The 13346-nt window shown below is 39.1% G+C and carries 17 protein-coding genes and 1 pseudogene; 2 read left to right on the top strand and 16 right to left on the bottom strand.

Annotated elements, in window-relative coordinates; genetic code table 11:
* Window positions 1–764: DeoR/GlpR family DNA-binding transcription regulator (locus tag EPU_RS03380; RefSeq protein ID WP_010166772.1), on the top strand; the 764-nt coding region annotated here is incomplete at its 5' end.
* Window positions 765–798: 34 nt separating this feature from the next.
* Window positions 799–1791, top strand: a complete 993-nt coding sequence (locus EPU_RS11385; RefSeq protein ID WP_010166771.1) for a leucine-rich repeat domain-containing protein — start codon at window positions 799–801, stop codon at window positions 1789–1791.
* A 69-nt stretch (window positions 1792–1860) separates the two neighbouring features.
* On the opposite strand, the gene atpC is transcribed toward EPU_RS11385, so the two are convergent.
* The 16 genes and pseudogenes from atpC to EPU_RS03300 all read right to left on the bottom strand — a co-directional run bounded on the left by atpC (window position 1861) and on the right by EPU_RS03300 (window position 13345).
* Complete coding sequence (gene atpC, locus EPU_RS03370; protein WP_010166770.1) at window positions 1861–2250, bottom strand: ATP synthase F1 subunit epsilon; 390 nt, start codon at window positions 2248–2250, stop codon at window positions 1861–1863.
* 12 nt (window positions 2251–2262) lie between these two features.
* Window positions 2263–3669: a F0F1 ATP synthase subunit beta gene (gene atpD, locus EPU_RS03365; RefSeq protein ID WP_010166767.1), complete on the bottom strand. Its 1407-nt coding sequence runs from the start codon at window positions 3667–3669 to the stop codon at window positions 2263–2265.
* A gap of 114 nt (window positions 3670–3783) precedes the next feature.
* Window positions 3784–4647, bottom strand: coding sequence for an ATP synthase F1 subunit gamma (gene atpG, locus EPU_RS03360; protein ID WP_010166765.1), 864 nt, complete (start codon window positions 4645–4647; stop codon window positions 3784–3786).
* A 15-nt stretch (window positions 4648–4662) separates the two neighbouring features.
* Complete coding sequence (gene atpA / locus EPU_RS03355) at window positions 4663–6180, bottom strand: F0F1 ATP synthase subunit alpha (protein WP_029487925.1); 1518 nt, start codon at window positions 6178–6180, stop codon at window positions 4663–4665.
* Window positions 6181–6209: 29 nt separating this feature from the next.
* A complete protein-coding gene (locus EPU_RS03350) occupies window positions 6210–6752 on the bottom strand; it encodes a F0F1 ATP synthase subunit delta (protein WP_010166761.1) in 543 nt (180 codons plus the stop codon).
* The gene (gene atpF, locus EPU_RS03345; RefSeq protein WP_010166759.1) at window positions 6743–7255 is read right to left on the bottom strand and encodes a F0F1 ATP synthase subunit B; all 513 of its coding nucleotides are present in this window, start codon (window positions 7253–7255) and stop codon (window positions 6743–6745) included. Before atpF ends, EPU_RS03350 begins: the two co-directional genes overlap by 10 nt.
* Before the next feature lie 36 nt (window positions 7256–7291).
* Window positions 7292–7555 carry an ATP synthase F0 subunit C gene (atpE, locus tag EPU_RS03340; protein ID WP_010166757.1) on the bottom strand — a complete coding sequence of 88 codons (264 nt, stop codon included), beginning with the start codon at window positions 7553–7555 and terminating at the stop codon, window positions 7292–7294.
* 30 nt (window positions 7556–7585) lie between these two features.
* Window positions 7586–7795 carry an ATP synthase F0 subunit C gene (gene atpE, locus EPU_RS14545; protein ID WP_334290634.1) on the bottom strand — a complete coding sequence of 70 codons (210 nt, stop codon included), beginning with the start codon at window positions 7793–7795 and terminating at the stop codon, window positions 7586–7588.
* 33 nt (window positions 7796–7828) lie between these two features.
* Window positions 7829–8092: pseudogene (locus EPU_RS14540) on the bottom strand (ATP synthase Fo subunit C); the annotation flags it as partial.
* A gap of 48 nt (window positions 8093–8140) precedes the next feature.
* Window positions 8141–8839 (bottom strand): F0F1 ATP synthase subunit A, encoded by a 699-nt coding sequence (gene atpB / locus EPU_RS03330; RefSeq protein ID WP_010166753.1) that lies wholly within the window; start codon window positions 8837–8839, stop codon window positions 8141–8143.
* A gap of 69 nt (window positions 8840–8908) precedes the next feature.
* Window positions 8909–9253 carry an ATP synthase subunit I gene (locus EPU_RS03325; RefSeq protein ID WP_010166752.1) on the bottom strand — a complete coding sequence of 115 codons (345 nt, stop codon included), beginning with the start codon at window positions 9251–9253 and terminating at the stop codon, window positions 8909–8911.
* Complete coding sequence (locus EPU_RS03320; protein ID WP_010166751.1) at window positions 9250–9477, bottom strand: AtpZ/AtpI family protein; 228 nt, start codon at window positions 9475–9477, stop codon at window positions 9250–9252. The genes EPU_RS03325 and EPU_RS03320 overlap by 4 nt, the downstream gene beginning before the upstream one ends.
* Before the next feature lie 31 nt (window positions 9478–9508).
* On the bottom strand, window positions 9509–10660 hold the full coding sequence (gene wecB, locus EPU_RS03315) for a non-hydrolyzing UDP-N-acetylglucosamine 2-epimerase (RefSeq protein WP_044149393.1): 1152 nt from the start codon (window positions 10658–10660) through the stop codon (window positions 9509–9511).
* Window positions 10661–10777: 117 nt separating this feature from the next.
* Window positions 10778–12016: an ABC transporter substrate-binding protein gene (locus tag EPU_RS03310; protein WP_029487921.1), complete on the bottom strand. Its 1239-nt coding sequence runs from the start codon at window positions 12014–12016 to the stop codon at window positions 10778–10780.
* Between the two features lie 36 nt (window positions 12017–12052).
* A complete protein-coding gene (locus EPU_RS03305) occupies window positions 12053–12886 on the bottom strand; it encodes a metallophosphoesterase (protein WP_029487920.1) in 834 nt (277 codons plus the stop codon).
* Window positions 12887–12889: 3 nt separating this feature from the next.
* Window positions 12890–13345, bottom strand: a complete 456-nt coding sequence (locus EPU_RS03300; RefSeq protein WP_029487919.1) for a ribonuclease H family protein — start codon at window positions 13343–13345, stop codon at window positions 12890–12892.
* Window position 13346 lies beyond the last annotated feature (1 nt).

Below are 13346 nucleotides of genomic sequence, written 5' to 3'. Positions count from 1 at the left end.
TTTATATGAAAATCCAAAGAATCAATCAAATAGAAGCGTATATATTAGAGAAGAAGATAGTACAGTTAGACGCGTTGTGTGTGCTGTTTGGCATTTCCAAAAATACTTTAAGAAGAGATATAGATATACTCGTAARAAAAGGAAGCATCGCAAAGGTGTATGGCGGGGTAGTAGCAGTGGGGGAGACCTCGCAACTTACTGCATTTGAAAAACGGGCAGGAATGCTTGTAAAAGAAAAGGTGGGCATCGCGAAATGCGCGGCAACTTTTGTACAGGACTCAGACGTAATTTTTATTGATACAGGAACGACAACTGCGTATTTAATAAATTATTTGGGGCACCTAAATAATCTAACAATTGTAACGTATAATGTGGATACAATTTATAAGGCATTGCAATTTCCAAATCTAAAGCTGATATCGCTACCTGGAATGCTAAAGCATAATACAGTTTCGTTGGTAGATCCTGAGGCTGTAAATTATTTGGCTAATATCAATATTAACAAAGCATTTGTGTCGTGTACAGGATTATCGATAGCAAATGGGATATGCAATACATCTGCAGAAGAATATATAATCAAGCAAGCGGTGGTGAAGAAAAGTAAGGAAAGCTATTTATTGGCAGATCATTCCAAATTTGATCGTTCTGCGCTTATGACATATGCCGATATTGAAGATATAGAGTATTTGATTACAGATAGAGAGCCTGATGCAGTATATGAAGAGTATTTAATACAAAAATCAGTTAATTTGATAATTAGTTAAATTGGTGAAGTAGTAATTGGAGAGGGGAATAATAATGAGTAATGTAGATGACGAACAGGAGTTTGAAATTGAGGAAGAGATTTTGATAAAATATTTGGAGAGCAAGAATAATATTGTGGTAATTCCGGAGGGTGTGGTGGCCATTGGAGAAGAAGCATTTGGCGAGTGCGGTAACGTGGTCTCGGTAACCATGCCAAACAGCGTAACTAGTATAGGTAAAATGGCATTCTACTGGTGTAGAAGACTAAACACTGTTAATATTTCGAAAGCAGTAACAGAGATTGAGGGGTGGACTTTCTGCGGTTGTAAAAACTTAAGCGCCGTGGATTTGCCAGATGGCGTAACTAGTGTAGGCAAATGGGCCTTCTATGGGTGCAGCAGCTTATTCAATATAACTATTCCAAATAATGTAATAAGCATAGGCAACGCCGCCTTCTATGGCTGCAGAAGTCTCAGTAGCATACATATTCCTCAGGGTGTTCGCCGCATAGGCAAGTGGACTTTCTGCGAGTGTAACAGGTTAAGCAAAATAAATATACCAGATAGCGTAACTAGCGTAGAAGAGAAATCATTTTCGTTGAGTGGAGTGACATCTATTACGATTCCGGGAAGTGTAAAAAGTATAGGAGAAAAAGCATTTGCAGTATGTGGAAATTTAGTCACTGTAGAAATGGCAGACGGCGTAGTGAGCATCGAGGAGAGAGTCTTCGTAAGATGTAGTAAGCTCAACAATGTGACGCTATCAAAATCTATCATCTACATAGGCAAGCTGGCTTTTGGCGAATGTGGTAGCCTAAGAAGCATCGAGATTCCCGCGAGCGTAAAAAAGATAGGTAATAAGGCATTTTATAATTGCAGTAGACTGGAGAGCATCACGATTTCTGACGGGATAAAACATTTGGGGAAAGATGTTTTTGGAGGATGCCGCAACTTGCGAACGGTTAATGTGCGAGGCCAGATAACAGACATTATAAAGGAAGGATTTGCCAAAATGGAGCAGCAAATTGAATTTGTGCAGTTAAAATAGGAAACAAAAAAGAGGACACGGTGGCCAGCGCGATGTCCTCTTTTAAATTTATTCGAATAAATATATTTATTATTTTAATCTAAGTCTAATAAGAGCTTTTTGTAATGCAATTTCGGCGCGTCGATGATCAGAGTTGGCATCACCCATGTGACCCTCGGCACGTTCCTTTGCAGATTCAGCACGCTCTTTGTTGATCTCGCCTTCGAGCTCTGATGCGTCAGTAAGGATAGTAACTTTATCCTTGGTAACTTCAGCAAAGCCGCTCATAGTGGTTGCCTCTTTCTTTTCGCCACCAACTTTATAGCGAATTATTCCATAGCTAAGAAGCGTAACGACAGGCTCGTGGTCATACATAACACCCATCTCGCCTTCTGTGGTCTTTAAAACCACCATATCGACCATCTCGTTAAACACTTGTCGTGTAGGAGTTATAATTTCTAATTTAATTTGATTTGCCATAGTCTCACCGCCTTAAAGCGTCTTAGCTTTTTCAGCAGCGTCTTCGATAGTACCAACCATTAGAAACGCATTCTCTGGTAGGTGATCATACTTGCCATCCAATATCTCTTTAAATCCGCGAACAGTTTCTTTAACAGGAACGAATTTTCCGTGCATACCTGTAAAAGTCTCTGCAACGTGGAATGGCTGAGATAGGAATTTTTGAACCTTTCTAGCGCGGTTTACAGTGATTTTGTCAGACTCAGAAAGCTCATCCATACCAAGAATGGCAATGATATCCTGAAGTTCTTTGTATCTTTGTAGAGTTGCTTGAACCTGTCTAGAAACATCGTAGTGATCTTGCCCAACGATTTGTGGGTCGAGAATTCTAGAAGTGGAATCTAGAGGATCTACTGCAGGGTAAATGCCTTGCTCAACGATAGAACGAGAAAGAACAGTCTTCGCATCGAGATGGGCAAATGTTGTTGCAGGAGCAGGGTCAGTGAGGTCATCGGCTGGTACATAAACTGCTTGAACAGAAGTAATTGAGCCTTTGTTTGTGGAAGTGATGCGCTCCTGAAGAGTTCCCACCTCGGTTGCTAGAGTTGGTTGGTATCCAACTGCAGAAGGAATACGTCCAAGTAGTGCGGAAACCTCAGATCCAGCTTGGATGAAACGGAAGATGTTATCTACGAACAAAAGAACGTCTTGCCCAGACTCATCTCTAAAATATTCTGCCATAGTAAGGCCGGTAAGAGCAACTCGCATACGTGCTCCTGGTGGCTCGTTCATTTGGCCAAATACCATTGTAGTTTTGTTGATAACGCCAGAATCGGTCATCTCGTGGAATAAGTCGTTTCCTTCACGAGTTCTTTCTCCAACGCCAGCAAAAACAGAAAATCCGCCGTGCTCTGTTGCGATATTACGAATGAGCTCCTGAATTAGTACGGTTTTACCAACTCCAGCGCCGCCAAATAGCCCGATTTTTCCACCCTTAAGATATGGGCACAAAAGGTCTACTACTTTGATTCCGGTTTCGAGAATTTCTGCAGTAGTGGATTGCTCCTCAAAGCTTGGTGCCGCTCTATGAATTGGCCAGTGCTCTGCGTCTGGTGCAGGTTTGTTATCAACAGGGTCGCCTGTAACGTTAAAGATACGTCCAAGAGTTTTATCGCCAACTGGAACTGTTATAGGAGCTCCGGTGTTTATACATTCCATTCCGCGAACAAGACCTTCGGTTGCTGCCATAGAGATACAACGTACTACGTCGTCTCCTAGATGTTGCGCAACTTCAACAGTGATAGTCTCGTTGTTGCCTTCATCATCTTTGCCAGTGATGATATGGATTGCATTATACAGTGCAGGCAAATTCTCTGGAGTAAATTTAATATCGATAACTGGACCGATGATAGTTATGATGTGTCCTATATTGTTTGCCATTAAATTTTTCTCCTTTTTAACAATATTATAATTAATTTAGAAAAAGACCTCCCGTGAGTAACATTTGCCTACATGGACGTGGGAGATACCGGAGAGGTCATTAGAGAGGGCAGATTAGCCCAGAGCTTCTGCTCCACTTACAATTTCTGTAAGCTCTTGTGTGATAGCAGCCTGACGTGCGCGGTTGTAAATGATTCCCAATTTCTGGATCATTTCTTCTGCATTGTCTGTCGCAGAGTCCATTGCGGTCATTCTTGCTCCTTGCTCACTTGCGCTTGCTTCGATTAATGCGCCAAAAGTTACGTCTGCTAGGTATCGAGGGATAACATATGCCAAAACGTCTTCTGGAGATGGCTCATAAACAAGCAAGTCAGGAAGTGTATCCTCAGGTGATACTTCTTTTATTTCTTCTAATTCGAGTGGTAGAAGGCGAATCATAGTTGGCTCTTGTTGGATTGTAGATTTAAATGCCGTGTAGGCAAGATAAACTTCTCCAACTTCACCTTTTACGAAGATGTCTGTTACATAATCCGCAATTTCTTTTGCATGGCTATATCCAGGTTTTTCGGACATACCCACTATAGCTTTTGCAACGTTATATCCCTTGGTTTTAAAATTGTCGCGAGATTTTTTGCCCACTGCAATAATCTGAGACTCTTCTTTTGAAGCTATATCCTTCATAACCAGCTTACAGATATTGGCATTATATCCACCTGCAAGGCCTCTATCAGATGCCAAAACGATATAGGCTTTGTTGGGAGAGTCGTTCCCTTTTATTAGTGGCATATTAATTGGCCCTGCATTGTTAGCTATAGAACGAATAGTCTCTTGCATTTTATGAAAGAAAGGACGAGATTTAATCGCCGCTTCCTTACTTTTTGTGAGCTTTGCTGTTGCTACAAGGTTCATTGCGTTTGTAATCTGCTTGGTGCTATTAATACTTTTAATTCGTCCTTTAATATCTTGCAAAGACGCCATATTTTGTCACACCTTTCATTGCTCTTCTGGTTTAAAGTTCGCTTTAAATTCTTCGACGATAGACTTAAGTTTGTTATCAAGATCCGCAGTAAGTCCATCTTTTTTGATGATTTCAGCATATACTTCTGCGTGCTTGGTATCTACAAAAGTAAATAAATCTTGTTCAAATTGTTTAACAGCAGACAAAGGAACATCCATCAGATATTTTCTGGTTGCCGCATATAAAATTAATACTTGCTTTGCAACAGGCATTGGCTCATATTGGCCTTGCTTTAAGACCTCCATAATTCTTTCGCCTTGAGTGAGTGCGTTTTGCGTTGCAGTATCAAGATCTGAGCCAAACTGTGCAAACGCCGCAAGCGAACGATACTGAGCAAGTTCAACACGGATAGGTCCGGCGATTTGTTTCATGGCTTTAATTTGAGCAGCGCCACCAACCCTAGATACAGAAAGACCAGGGTTTACTGCAGGACGAACACCTGCGTTGAATAATTCACTCTCTAAGAAGATCTGTCCATCTGTAATAGAGATAACGTTTGTTGGAATATAGGCAGAAATATCTCCTGCTTGTGTTTCGATAATTGGTARTGCAGTAATAGAACCGCCTCCTAGCTCATCATTCAATTTTGCCGCGCGCTCGAGCAATCTTGAGTGAAGGTAGAAAACGTCTCCAGGATATGCTTCACGTCCTGGTGGGCGACGAAGTAGTAATGCCATGGTTCTGTAGGCAACAGCGTGCTTGGATAAATCATCGTATATGATCAAATTGTCTTTGCCCGCATCCATCCATTCTTCTGCAATGGTAACGCCCGCATATGGTGCGATATACTGGAGCGGTGCAAGCTCACTTGCTGTTGATGCAACAACGGTTGTATATGCCATGGCACCATGTTTTTCCAGTGTAGATACGATGTTGGCAACAGTTGATGCTTTTTGTCCAATAGCAACGTAGATACAGTTTACACCCTGACCTTTTTGGTTAATGATAGTATCTATCGCGATTGCGGTTTTGCCTGTTTGGCGGTCTCCGATAATAAGCTCACGTTGACCACGTCCGATTGGTACCATAGAGTCGATAGCTTTTTCGCCTGTTTGAAGCGGTGTATCAACCGACTTTCTAGACATTACGCCAGACGCAACTTTTTCTACTGGTCGCGTGTGAGTTGTCTTTATTGGCCCCTTGCCATCAATTGGCTCGCCAAGAGCATTTACAACGCGGCCTAGCATGGCGTCTCCAACTGGAACGCTTGCCACGTTACCGGTTGATTGAACAACATCCCCCTCTTTTATGTTTTTGTCAGAACCCAGTAGTACGACCCCAATGTTGTCTTCTTCCAGGTTGAGGACCATTCCTTTTACACCTCCAGGAAATTCGAGAAGCTCTCCTGCTTTTGCATTTTGAAGCCCATGCACACGTGCAATACCATCTCCAACTTGCATAACAGTTCCAACTTCCTTAACCTCGAGTTGCGCCTTGTAGTTATTAATTTGTGCTTTAATAACACTGCTGATTTCTTCTGGTTTAAGGTTCATTCTTGTTTGTTGCTCCTTTCTGTTTAAGTTTAGGCCAGCCTTATATTAAGAAGGCTAGTCTTGAGAGTTTCCATTTGACCCTTGATGCTTCCGTCAACAACTTTGTCGCCAACACGTATAATCATTCCGCCCAGCAGAGATTGATCGATAGCGGTGCTAAGGTCAATTTTCTTGCCAGTCTGATTTTCTAAGTTAGACTTAATTTGTGTTAGCTTCTCATCGGCTAATGGCACAGAGCTGGTTACAGTTGCTGTTACATAACCCTGGTCTACTTTGGCCATTTCAACAAACTTTTGGAGAATGTCGATGATAAGATTTTGACGACCTTTCTTTACGCATAAGTGCATAAGACCTACAAAATCGTCGCTAGCATTACCTTCAAATACTTCTTTAACGAGATTAAGTTTTTCGTCTAGCAAAATGCTTGGATGCTCCAAGAGTGCTATAAAATCGGATTCGTTGGATAAAATTTCCAATAATCCTTCGGCTTCCTCTTGGTATTCGCCTACTTGGCCTTTTTCAGAAGCAAGGTCAAATAGAGCCGTTGCATATCTGGTTGTTACTAAAGCCATGAGACATCCCCCATCTCACCGATAATTTCTGTGATAAGCTCTTCTTGCTTTTCTGACGTAAGTTCAGATTTAACGAACTTAGAAGCCATCAATGCGGCAACGCTTATCATCTCATCTTTCATTTCAGCACGTACTTTTTCGAGCTCAAGTTCGGTATCGTGCTTTGCTTTGGTTTTGATCGCAGCAGCTTCTTCTTTTGCTTCCTCAATAATTTGAGTTTCACGATCGATCGCTTTTTGTCTTGCCTTAGTTAAAATTCTATCAGATTCATCGTTAATATTTTTAATTTTGCTATCATACTCTTCTTTTAATTGATTTGCCGCAGTTTTTACATCGGCAGCAGCTTGAACATCGTTTGCTATCAATTCTCTACGTTTTTCCAAAAAGTCTGTAACAGGTTGAAACATAAGCTTTTTTAGAATCCATATAATTAATAAAAGAGCAAGTACTTGCCATATCCATTCCCAAGCTGTTGGCAATGAGAATTCTATAATTTTGCTCAAGTTAGGCGCCTCCTTTCTGAGTGCAACTATACTATCTTATACTTGTGATACTAATGGGTTTGCAAATAATAAAATGATTGCAACAATTAATCCATAGATACCAGTTGTTTCAGCAACAGCGGCACCGAGTAACATAGTTCTAACTACATCTGATTGAGCTTCTGGTTGGCGACCTACTGCCTCGGCTCCTTTTCCAGCGGCATAACCTTGACCAATACCAGGTCCAATACCTGCGATCATTGCAAGACCTGCTCCGATTGCAGAGCAAGCGAGTACTAGTGCTTTTCCATCGATTTCCATTTTAAATTCCTCCTGTTTATTCTGTTTTAATTAAAATAAATCTACAAATAATAATAATAAAGCAATGATTAAAGCATAAATTCCAGTTGTTTGAGCAACGGCTTGCCCTAATAACATTGTTCTAACTATTGCGCTTTGAAGTTTAGGACGCTTACCCACGGCTTCAGCGGCTTTTCCAGCGGCATAACCTTGACCAATTCCAGGTCCAATACCAGCGATCATCGCAAGCCCTGCCCCCAAAGAGCATGCCGCTAATATAATGGCAACATCTGTTCTAGCAACAAGCGGATTAGCAAATAGCATAATTATTGCAACTACAAGCGAAAATATACCAGATGTCTCAGCAACAGCGGCGCCTAGCAACATAACCAGCGTTGCCGGCTTTCCACCATGCTCTGGATTTTTGCCCATGGCCTCGGCAGCTTTTCCGGCCGCAAAGCCCTGACCAATTCCAGGTCCRATTCCRGCAATCATAGCAAGACCTGCGCCTATTGCACTTGCCCCAAGGACGAGAGCTTTGGGATCAACAGTTGCCATCCAGCCGAACATTATTTCTAATATGTTCATCTCTTCTCCTCCTCGAGTTTATTCCATTGCACTTGACACAAAAGTCATACTTAGCATTACAAAAATTAAAGTTTGTAGCGTTCCTGCAAAAACATCAAAGTACATATGCAGTATAGATGGTATTCCGATAAGTCCAAACCAAGGGATCATAGCATAATATAGACCCATGATTATGGTACCTCCCAAAATATTTCCGAATAAACGGAAGCTTAATGAAATAGGGTTAGCAAGCTCTCCTACAACATTTAATGGGAATAGCAGTGGAATCGGTTGAAATAATTCTTTGTAATATCCGATGCCTTTAGATTTAATACCATATAGTTGRACCATAAAAAACGTTGTTAAAGATAATGCAAACGTTGTTGCAATATCAGCTGTTGGCGGTCTAAGCAATATCAACCCCGACAGGTTGGCGAATAATATAAACAAAAACATTGGGCCGTAGAAATGAGAAAAGCCTTTGTTCTTTTCGCCCATGGTACTCATTGTAAAAGACTCGAACATACTTACGATAGATTCAATGGCAACTTGAAACTTTGTTTCTGGCACTATTGTAAATGCTTCAACTTTTTTCTTAACATAAAAACCGAAGATTGTGAGTATCGCCATGATAATCCAAGTATTCACGTGTGTTGTTGTAAAGCCGAACACGTCTCCATTGTCAGTTTGGAACAAAGGGATAAGCATGTGGATACCAAAATCTAATTGTTCGTCCATCCTCTATCTCCTTTCTGTTAAAAGTGGTGATAATGTATATGCAAAAAACCATAATGGTTGTGATGCCAATTATTTGCGTTTAAATAGTTCCATGTAGGCTGCAAACTTCATACCCAGCAATGCTATAAAAACGCCTAGTAGAGTTTGAACTCCTATAAATGCAGCGACGAGAAAAATTGCCCCCGTCAATATATATCGAACTAAATATTGCCTCTGAGAATATGTAACTGCTTTATCCTCGCTTAAACCTACGGCTCTATTTAAGGAATTTTTTATTGAGTAAATTTTATAAATGCTTAGCAGAGTGCCGATAATTATTCCGAAAAGGTAATATATACCAGCTCCCAGTAATAACCCGCCTGCTCCAACTGCCACGGCATATGCTATTAGTGAATAAGTAAATCTGTCGTTCATTTTTTAGCTCCTTTTTTGGTCTCTCGCAGTATGATAAAAAACATGTTTCTAAAAGCCGCTCCAACACCAAGAAAGATTGAGATTATTAGAAATAGAGGGCTCAAATTTGTAATTCTGTCTAAGAATATTCCAACAAAAAAACATAAAAAGATTGGTATAATCATTGTAAAGCCCAGCTGTGACACAAGAGCAAATGCGGTTAAAATACCTTTTTTGTTACTCATAGCTCCTCCATTCAACTAATACTAATATGTGCTATAAATATTCTTTTATACGCTCATTTTTTAGACCAAAGCAAAATTTGATTGCCTCAACAATTCTACAAGAGGCTTTTCCGTCTCCAAATGGATTGTTTGCAGAAGTCATTTTTTTGTATTCAGTTTCGTTTTCTAATAATTCAGAAGTGTTTTGTATAATGTCTTGTCTGTTTGTGCCAATTATTTTGAGTGTACCAGCATCCACACCTTCTAGTCGCTCGGTTACATTTCTAAGAACCAGAACAGGCTTGCCAAGAGACGGAACTTCTTCTTGTAATCCCCCGGAGTCTGTTAATACCAGATATGATAGAGCTAAAAGATTATGCATATCCTTCAAGTTGAGAGGTGGTATAAGATACACACCAGAAACGTGGCCTAGGATTTCGTTTGCAACTTGGGAAACATTTGGATTTTTGTGGACAACATATATTATTTCGACATTACCATAAATTTCCTTAATAGTTTTGAGTGAAAAACATATGTTTTTTATGGGAACACCAAAATTTTCTCTGCGGTGCGCTGTTACAACAATCACTTTTTTKGCGGTATAGTYGATTGAGTTTAAAATGGGTTCATCAAAAATATAATTTTTTTCGATAGTAGTTTGTAARACGTCTATAACCGTATTGCCTGTAACAAATATACAATCTTTATTAACATTTTCTGCTAACAAATTATTTTTAGATGCAACAGTAGGAGCAAAGTGTAAATCCGCTAATACTCTGGTTAATTGACGATTTACCTCTTCGGGAAAGGGTTCGTATTTGTTATAAGATCTAAGCCCCGCTTCAACATGTCCTACTTTAATTTGTTTATAAAATGCGGCAAGAGACGCTGCAAATGAAGTAGTAGTATCTCCATGGACTAATACTATATCTGGACGGGCTTGGTCTAATATTTCTGGTAATCTAATTAGTATTTTGGCAGTTAAATCTGTGAGAGTTTGACCAGGAGTCATAATATTTAAATCGTAATCTGCCTCGATATTAAAAATTTGCATGACTTGATCTAACATTTCTCGGTGTTGTGCAGTTAAACAGATTAAACTTTCGATTGCATCATCTTTTTCTAGTGCTTTGATTAAGGGAGCCATTTTTATTGCTTCTGGTCTTGTTCCAAATATACTAAGAAGGCGCAATTGTTTTGTCATGATACGTTTCTCTCCTAAAAAACCATATTTTTCATAAATTAATATTACAACGTTTTTACRAAATAATCAATTGGTTTTTAAAAAAAATTTTTAAAAACTTAAAAAAAATTATAAAATTCATTCTGTTGCAGAAAAATTTGCTTCGGATGATAACTCTGTTAGCCATTGAGAAATATTAAGCAAGATGTCTTTACGCAGTTCCAAAGGCTTGTGTGCAAATGGAGAAGGAGTATACATTGGTTTGTTTAAATCGGTGGGGCTGATTCCAGCAGTGGCTAATTTATAAAGTTCGAGACTTGCGTTAGAGGACATAAAATTTACAAATTCAACTATCATGGCTTGCTTTGCGGGATCTGTAAAACCCTTTTGAGAAACTATGAGACCGGTATTAAATTTGCCAATATATTGGGTATTGATTCCATGCTCAAATGGAAAAGGAATCATTCGTGCAAAGCTTGGGTAGTCATCGAGGCTTTGTAGATAATTTCCTTCGATAAGCATCGCAACTTCTCCTTCAAAAAAYTGAGTTTGCGCTTCTGGAGGGGTATTCACTAAAGATTGTTGATCAAACACTTGTGTGGATAGCAAATCTAAAAACGTATCACCGGTTTGTATCAAAATGCTTTTGTCTTGGGAGGCACTAGAAGTTTGGGTACCTTGTGTGCTTTGCTCAGATAATAACAGTTGCTCAAACACAAGAATAGGATCATACGCTAATGACGCTGTAATTATATGAAATCCGGCTTCTCGGAGCATTTGTGCAGCTATCAAAAATTCCGCATATGATTTGGGTACAGGTATGTTCATTTCTTCRAATAAATTAGCATTATAATATAAGCCAGAATAGTATCCATTAATTGGTATTCCAACAAAAAAATCATCAACTTTATCGCTAGCTAGTAGGGAAGATGCAGGAATATTGGCAGCATATTGGGGTGACGCCGCTTGTAAATCTGTAACGTTAACGATTTTCTCAACAGCGATATTGTTATTAATTAAGCTTAGTGGCAGATAGGCTATGTCTGGCTCTTCGTTCATTCTAAAGCTAAGAACAATGTCAGCTAAAAAGTTTGCAGAGGTTTCGTAGTGATGAGATATTTTGACGTGGGGATACTTTTTTTCAAATAAGCTGATTTGTTCTAGGTATGTTTTTCCGAATGCAGTTTCTTGTGGAATAAAGCTTGAGAGATTGATTGTAATTACTTCTGCAACTGTAGGAGTTTTTTGAGTTGCAGAAGGAGTTGAATTGGCTGGGGCCGAGAGTTCGGATCTGCTAGAAGAAGGCGATGACTCCGCGGTGTGAATACAGCCAGAAAATACGATTAAGAATATAAATATACTAAATATCTTTTTCATAAAATTTCTCCATTTTAGATTGATAAGCAGACAATACTAAGTATTGCCATTCTGATTTATATTCTCAGATTTTAACGTAATAAAAATGGTTTCGGGCCAAGTTAAAATTCGAATAGGAAACTTGGCGGTGCCTATGCCATTGCTTACGATAACATCTTGTGCATTCTTATTTGTTTTTCCGCTGAGGTATGTGAATGCTGCAGCTTGATCTATGACTGGGGGTACAATTTTGCCAAGATATTTTAGTGCAGAAATTTGCCCGCCGTGTGTGTGCCCAGCCAATACCAAACTGATATCATATTCTTCTTTGAGTTGATAAATATATCGAGGATTATGAGTTACCAAAATAATGTAATCATTTATAGTAGTGTCAGATACAGTGGGCTCGATGAGTTGTCTTTGAGTTCGAAGATCTCCTACTCCTCCTAATTTTATGCGTTGATCTCCTTTTTCAATCCAATATGCTGCGTTATTTATAGATTTTATATTATACTTGTGCATGGCATTTCGCGTATCGTGAAGACTTTCCATAACATCATGATTGCCGATGACCGCGTAGATGCCTTGCTTTGATTTTAGAGTTGATAGTATTTTAAAACATGGATAAATGTGTTCTCGCATCATTACATAATCYCCRCCCAAAATAATTAARTCGGGATTCCAGTTATTAACTCGATTAACTATTTTWGTAAGAGATTTTGCATTTATAGTGCGCCCGTAGTGTATATCAGCCAAAAATGCTATTTTATAATTGTGAAAATTCGGTGGAATTTGATTGCTAACAATTTTATATTTTTTAATTCTTTGTATATATGGTTCAGCAAGCGCATATCCTAAAATTAAGCCACCTATCAAATATATCTTTTTCATAACTCACTCCTTAATCAATTTATCCATTTCAATATTGCAGAGTTCATCAGCGCGGTTGTTGCCTGCATTGCTGCTATGACCTTTAACTTTAATAAAGTCTATATTTTTAAATTTACATTTYAAATTGTATAGATCTTCCCAGAGCTCTCTGTTTTTAACAGGTTGTTTTTTAGAATCCTTAAAGCCATTTTTACGCCATCCATATATCCAATTGGTGATGCCATTAAGAACATAAGCGCTGTCTAAATATACCTTTGTGGGAACGTCTTTGTTTTTGATAGAAGAAAGCCCAACAATTGCTGCAGTTAATTCCATTTTGTTGTTGGTAGTGTTGATGGCACCTCCACTAATTTCTTTAATAATGCCTTTATAAATAAGAACAACGCCCCAAGCGCCAATATTGTTTTTGACGTGATTGCCGCGACATCCTCCATCACAATAAATTTCAATTTCACTCATA

The sequence above is a fragment of the Candidatus Epulonipiscium viviparus genome, from assembly GCF_000171335.1.
Classification (GTDB): domain Bacteria; phylum Bacillota; class Clostridia; order Lachnospirales; family Cellulosilyticaceae; genus Epulonipiscioides; species Epulonipiscioides viviparus.
This window is presented reverse-complemented; position numbering and strand designations above follow the sequence as displayed.

Bases quoted from the DNA above. Each gene is read 5' to 3' on its own strand.
- EPU_RS11385 (WP_010166771.1), top strand. From the start codon at position 799: ATGAGTAATGTAGATGACGAACAGGAGTTTGAAATTGAGGAAGAGATT.
- atpC (WP_010166770.1), bottom strand. From the start codon at position 2,250: ATGGCAAATCAAATTAAATTAGAAATTATAACTCCTACACGACAAGTG.
- atpD (WP_010166767.1), bottom strand. From the start codon at position 3,669: ATGGCAAACAATATAGGACACATCATAACTATCATCGGTCCAGTTATC.
- atpG (WP_010166765.1), bottom strand. From the start codon at position 4,647: ATGGCGTCTTTGCAAGATATTAAAGGACGAATTAAAAGTATTAATAGC.
- EPU_RS03350 (WP_010166761.1), bottom strand. From the start codon at position 6,752: ATGGCTTTAGTAACAACCAGATATGCAACGGCTCTATTTGACCTTGCT.
- atpE (WP_010166757.1), bottom strand. From the start codon at position 7,555: ATGGAAATCGATGGAAAAGCACTAGTACTCGCTTGCTCTGCAATCGGA.
- EPU_RS03325 (WP_010166752.1), bottom strand. From the start codon at position 9,253: ATGAACGACAGATTTACTTATTCACTAATAGCATATGCCGTGGCAGTT.
- EPU_RS03320 (WP_010166751.1), bottom strand. From the start codon at position 9,477: ATGAGTAACAAAAAAGGTATTTTAACCGCATTTGCTCTTGTGTCACAG.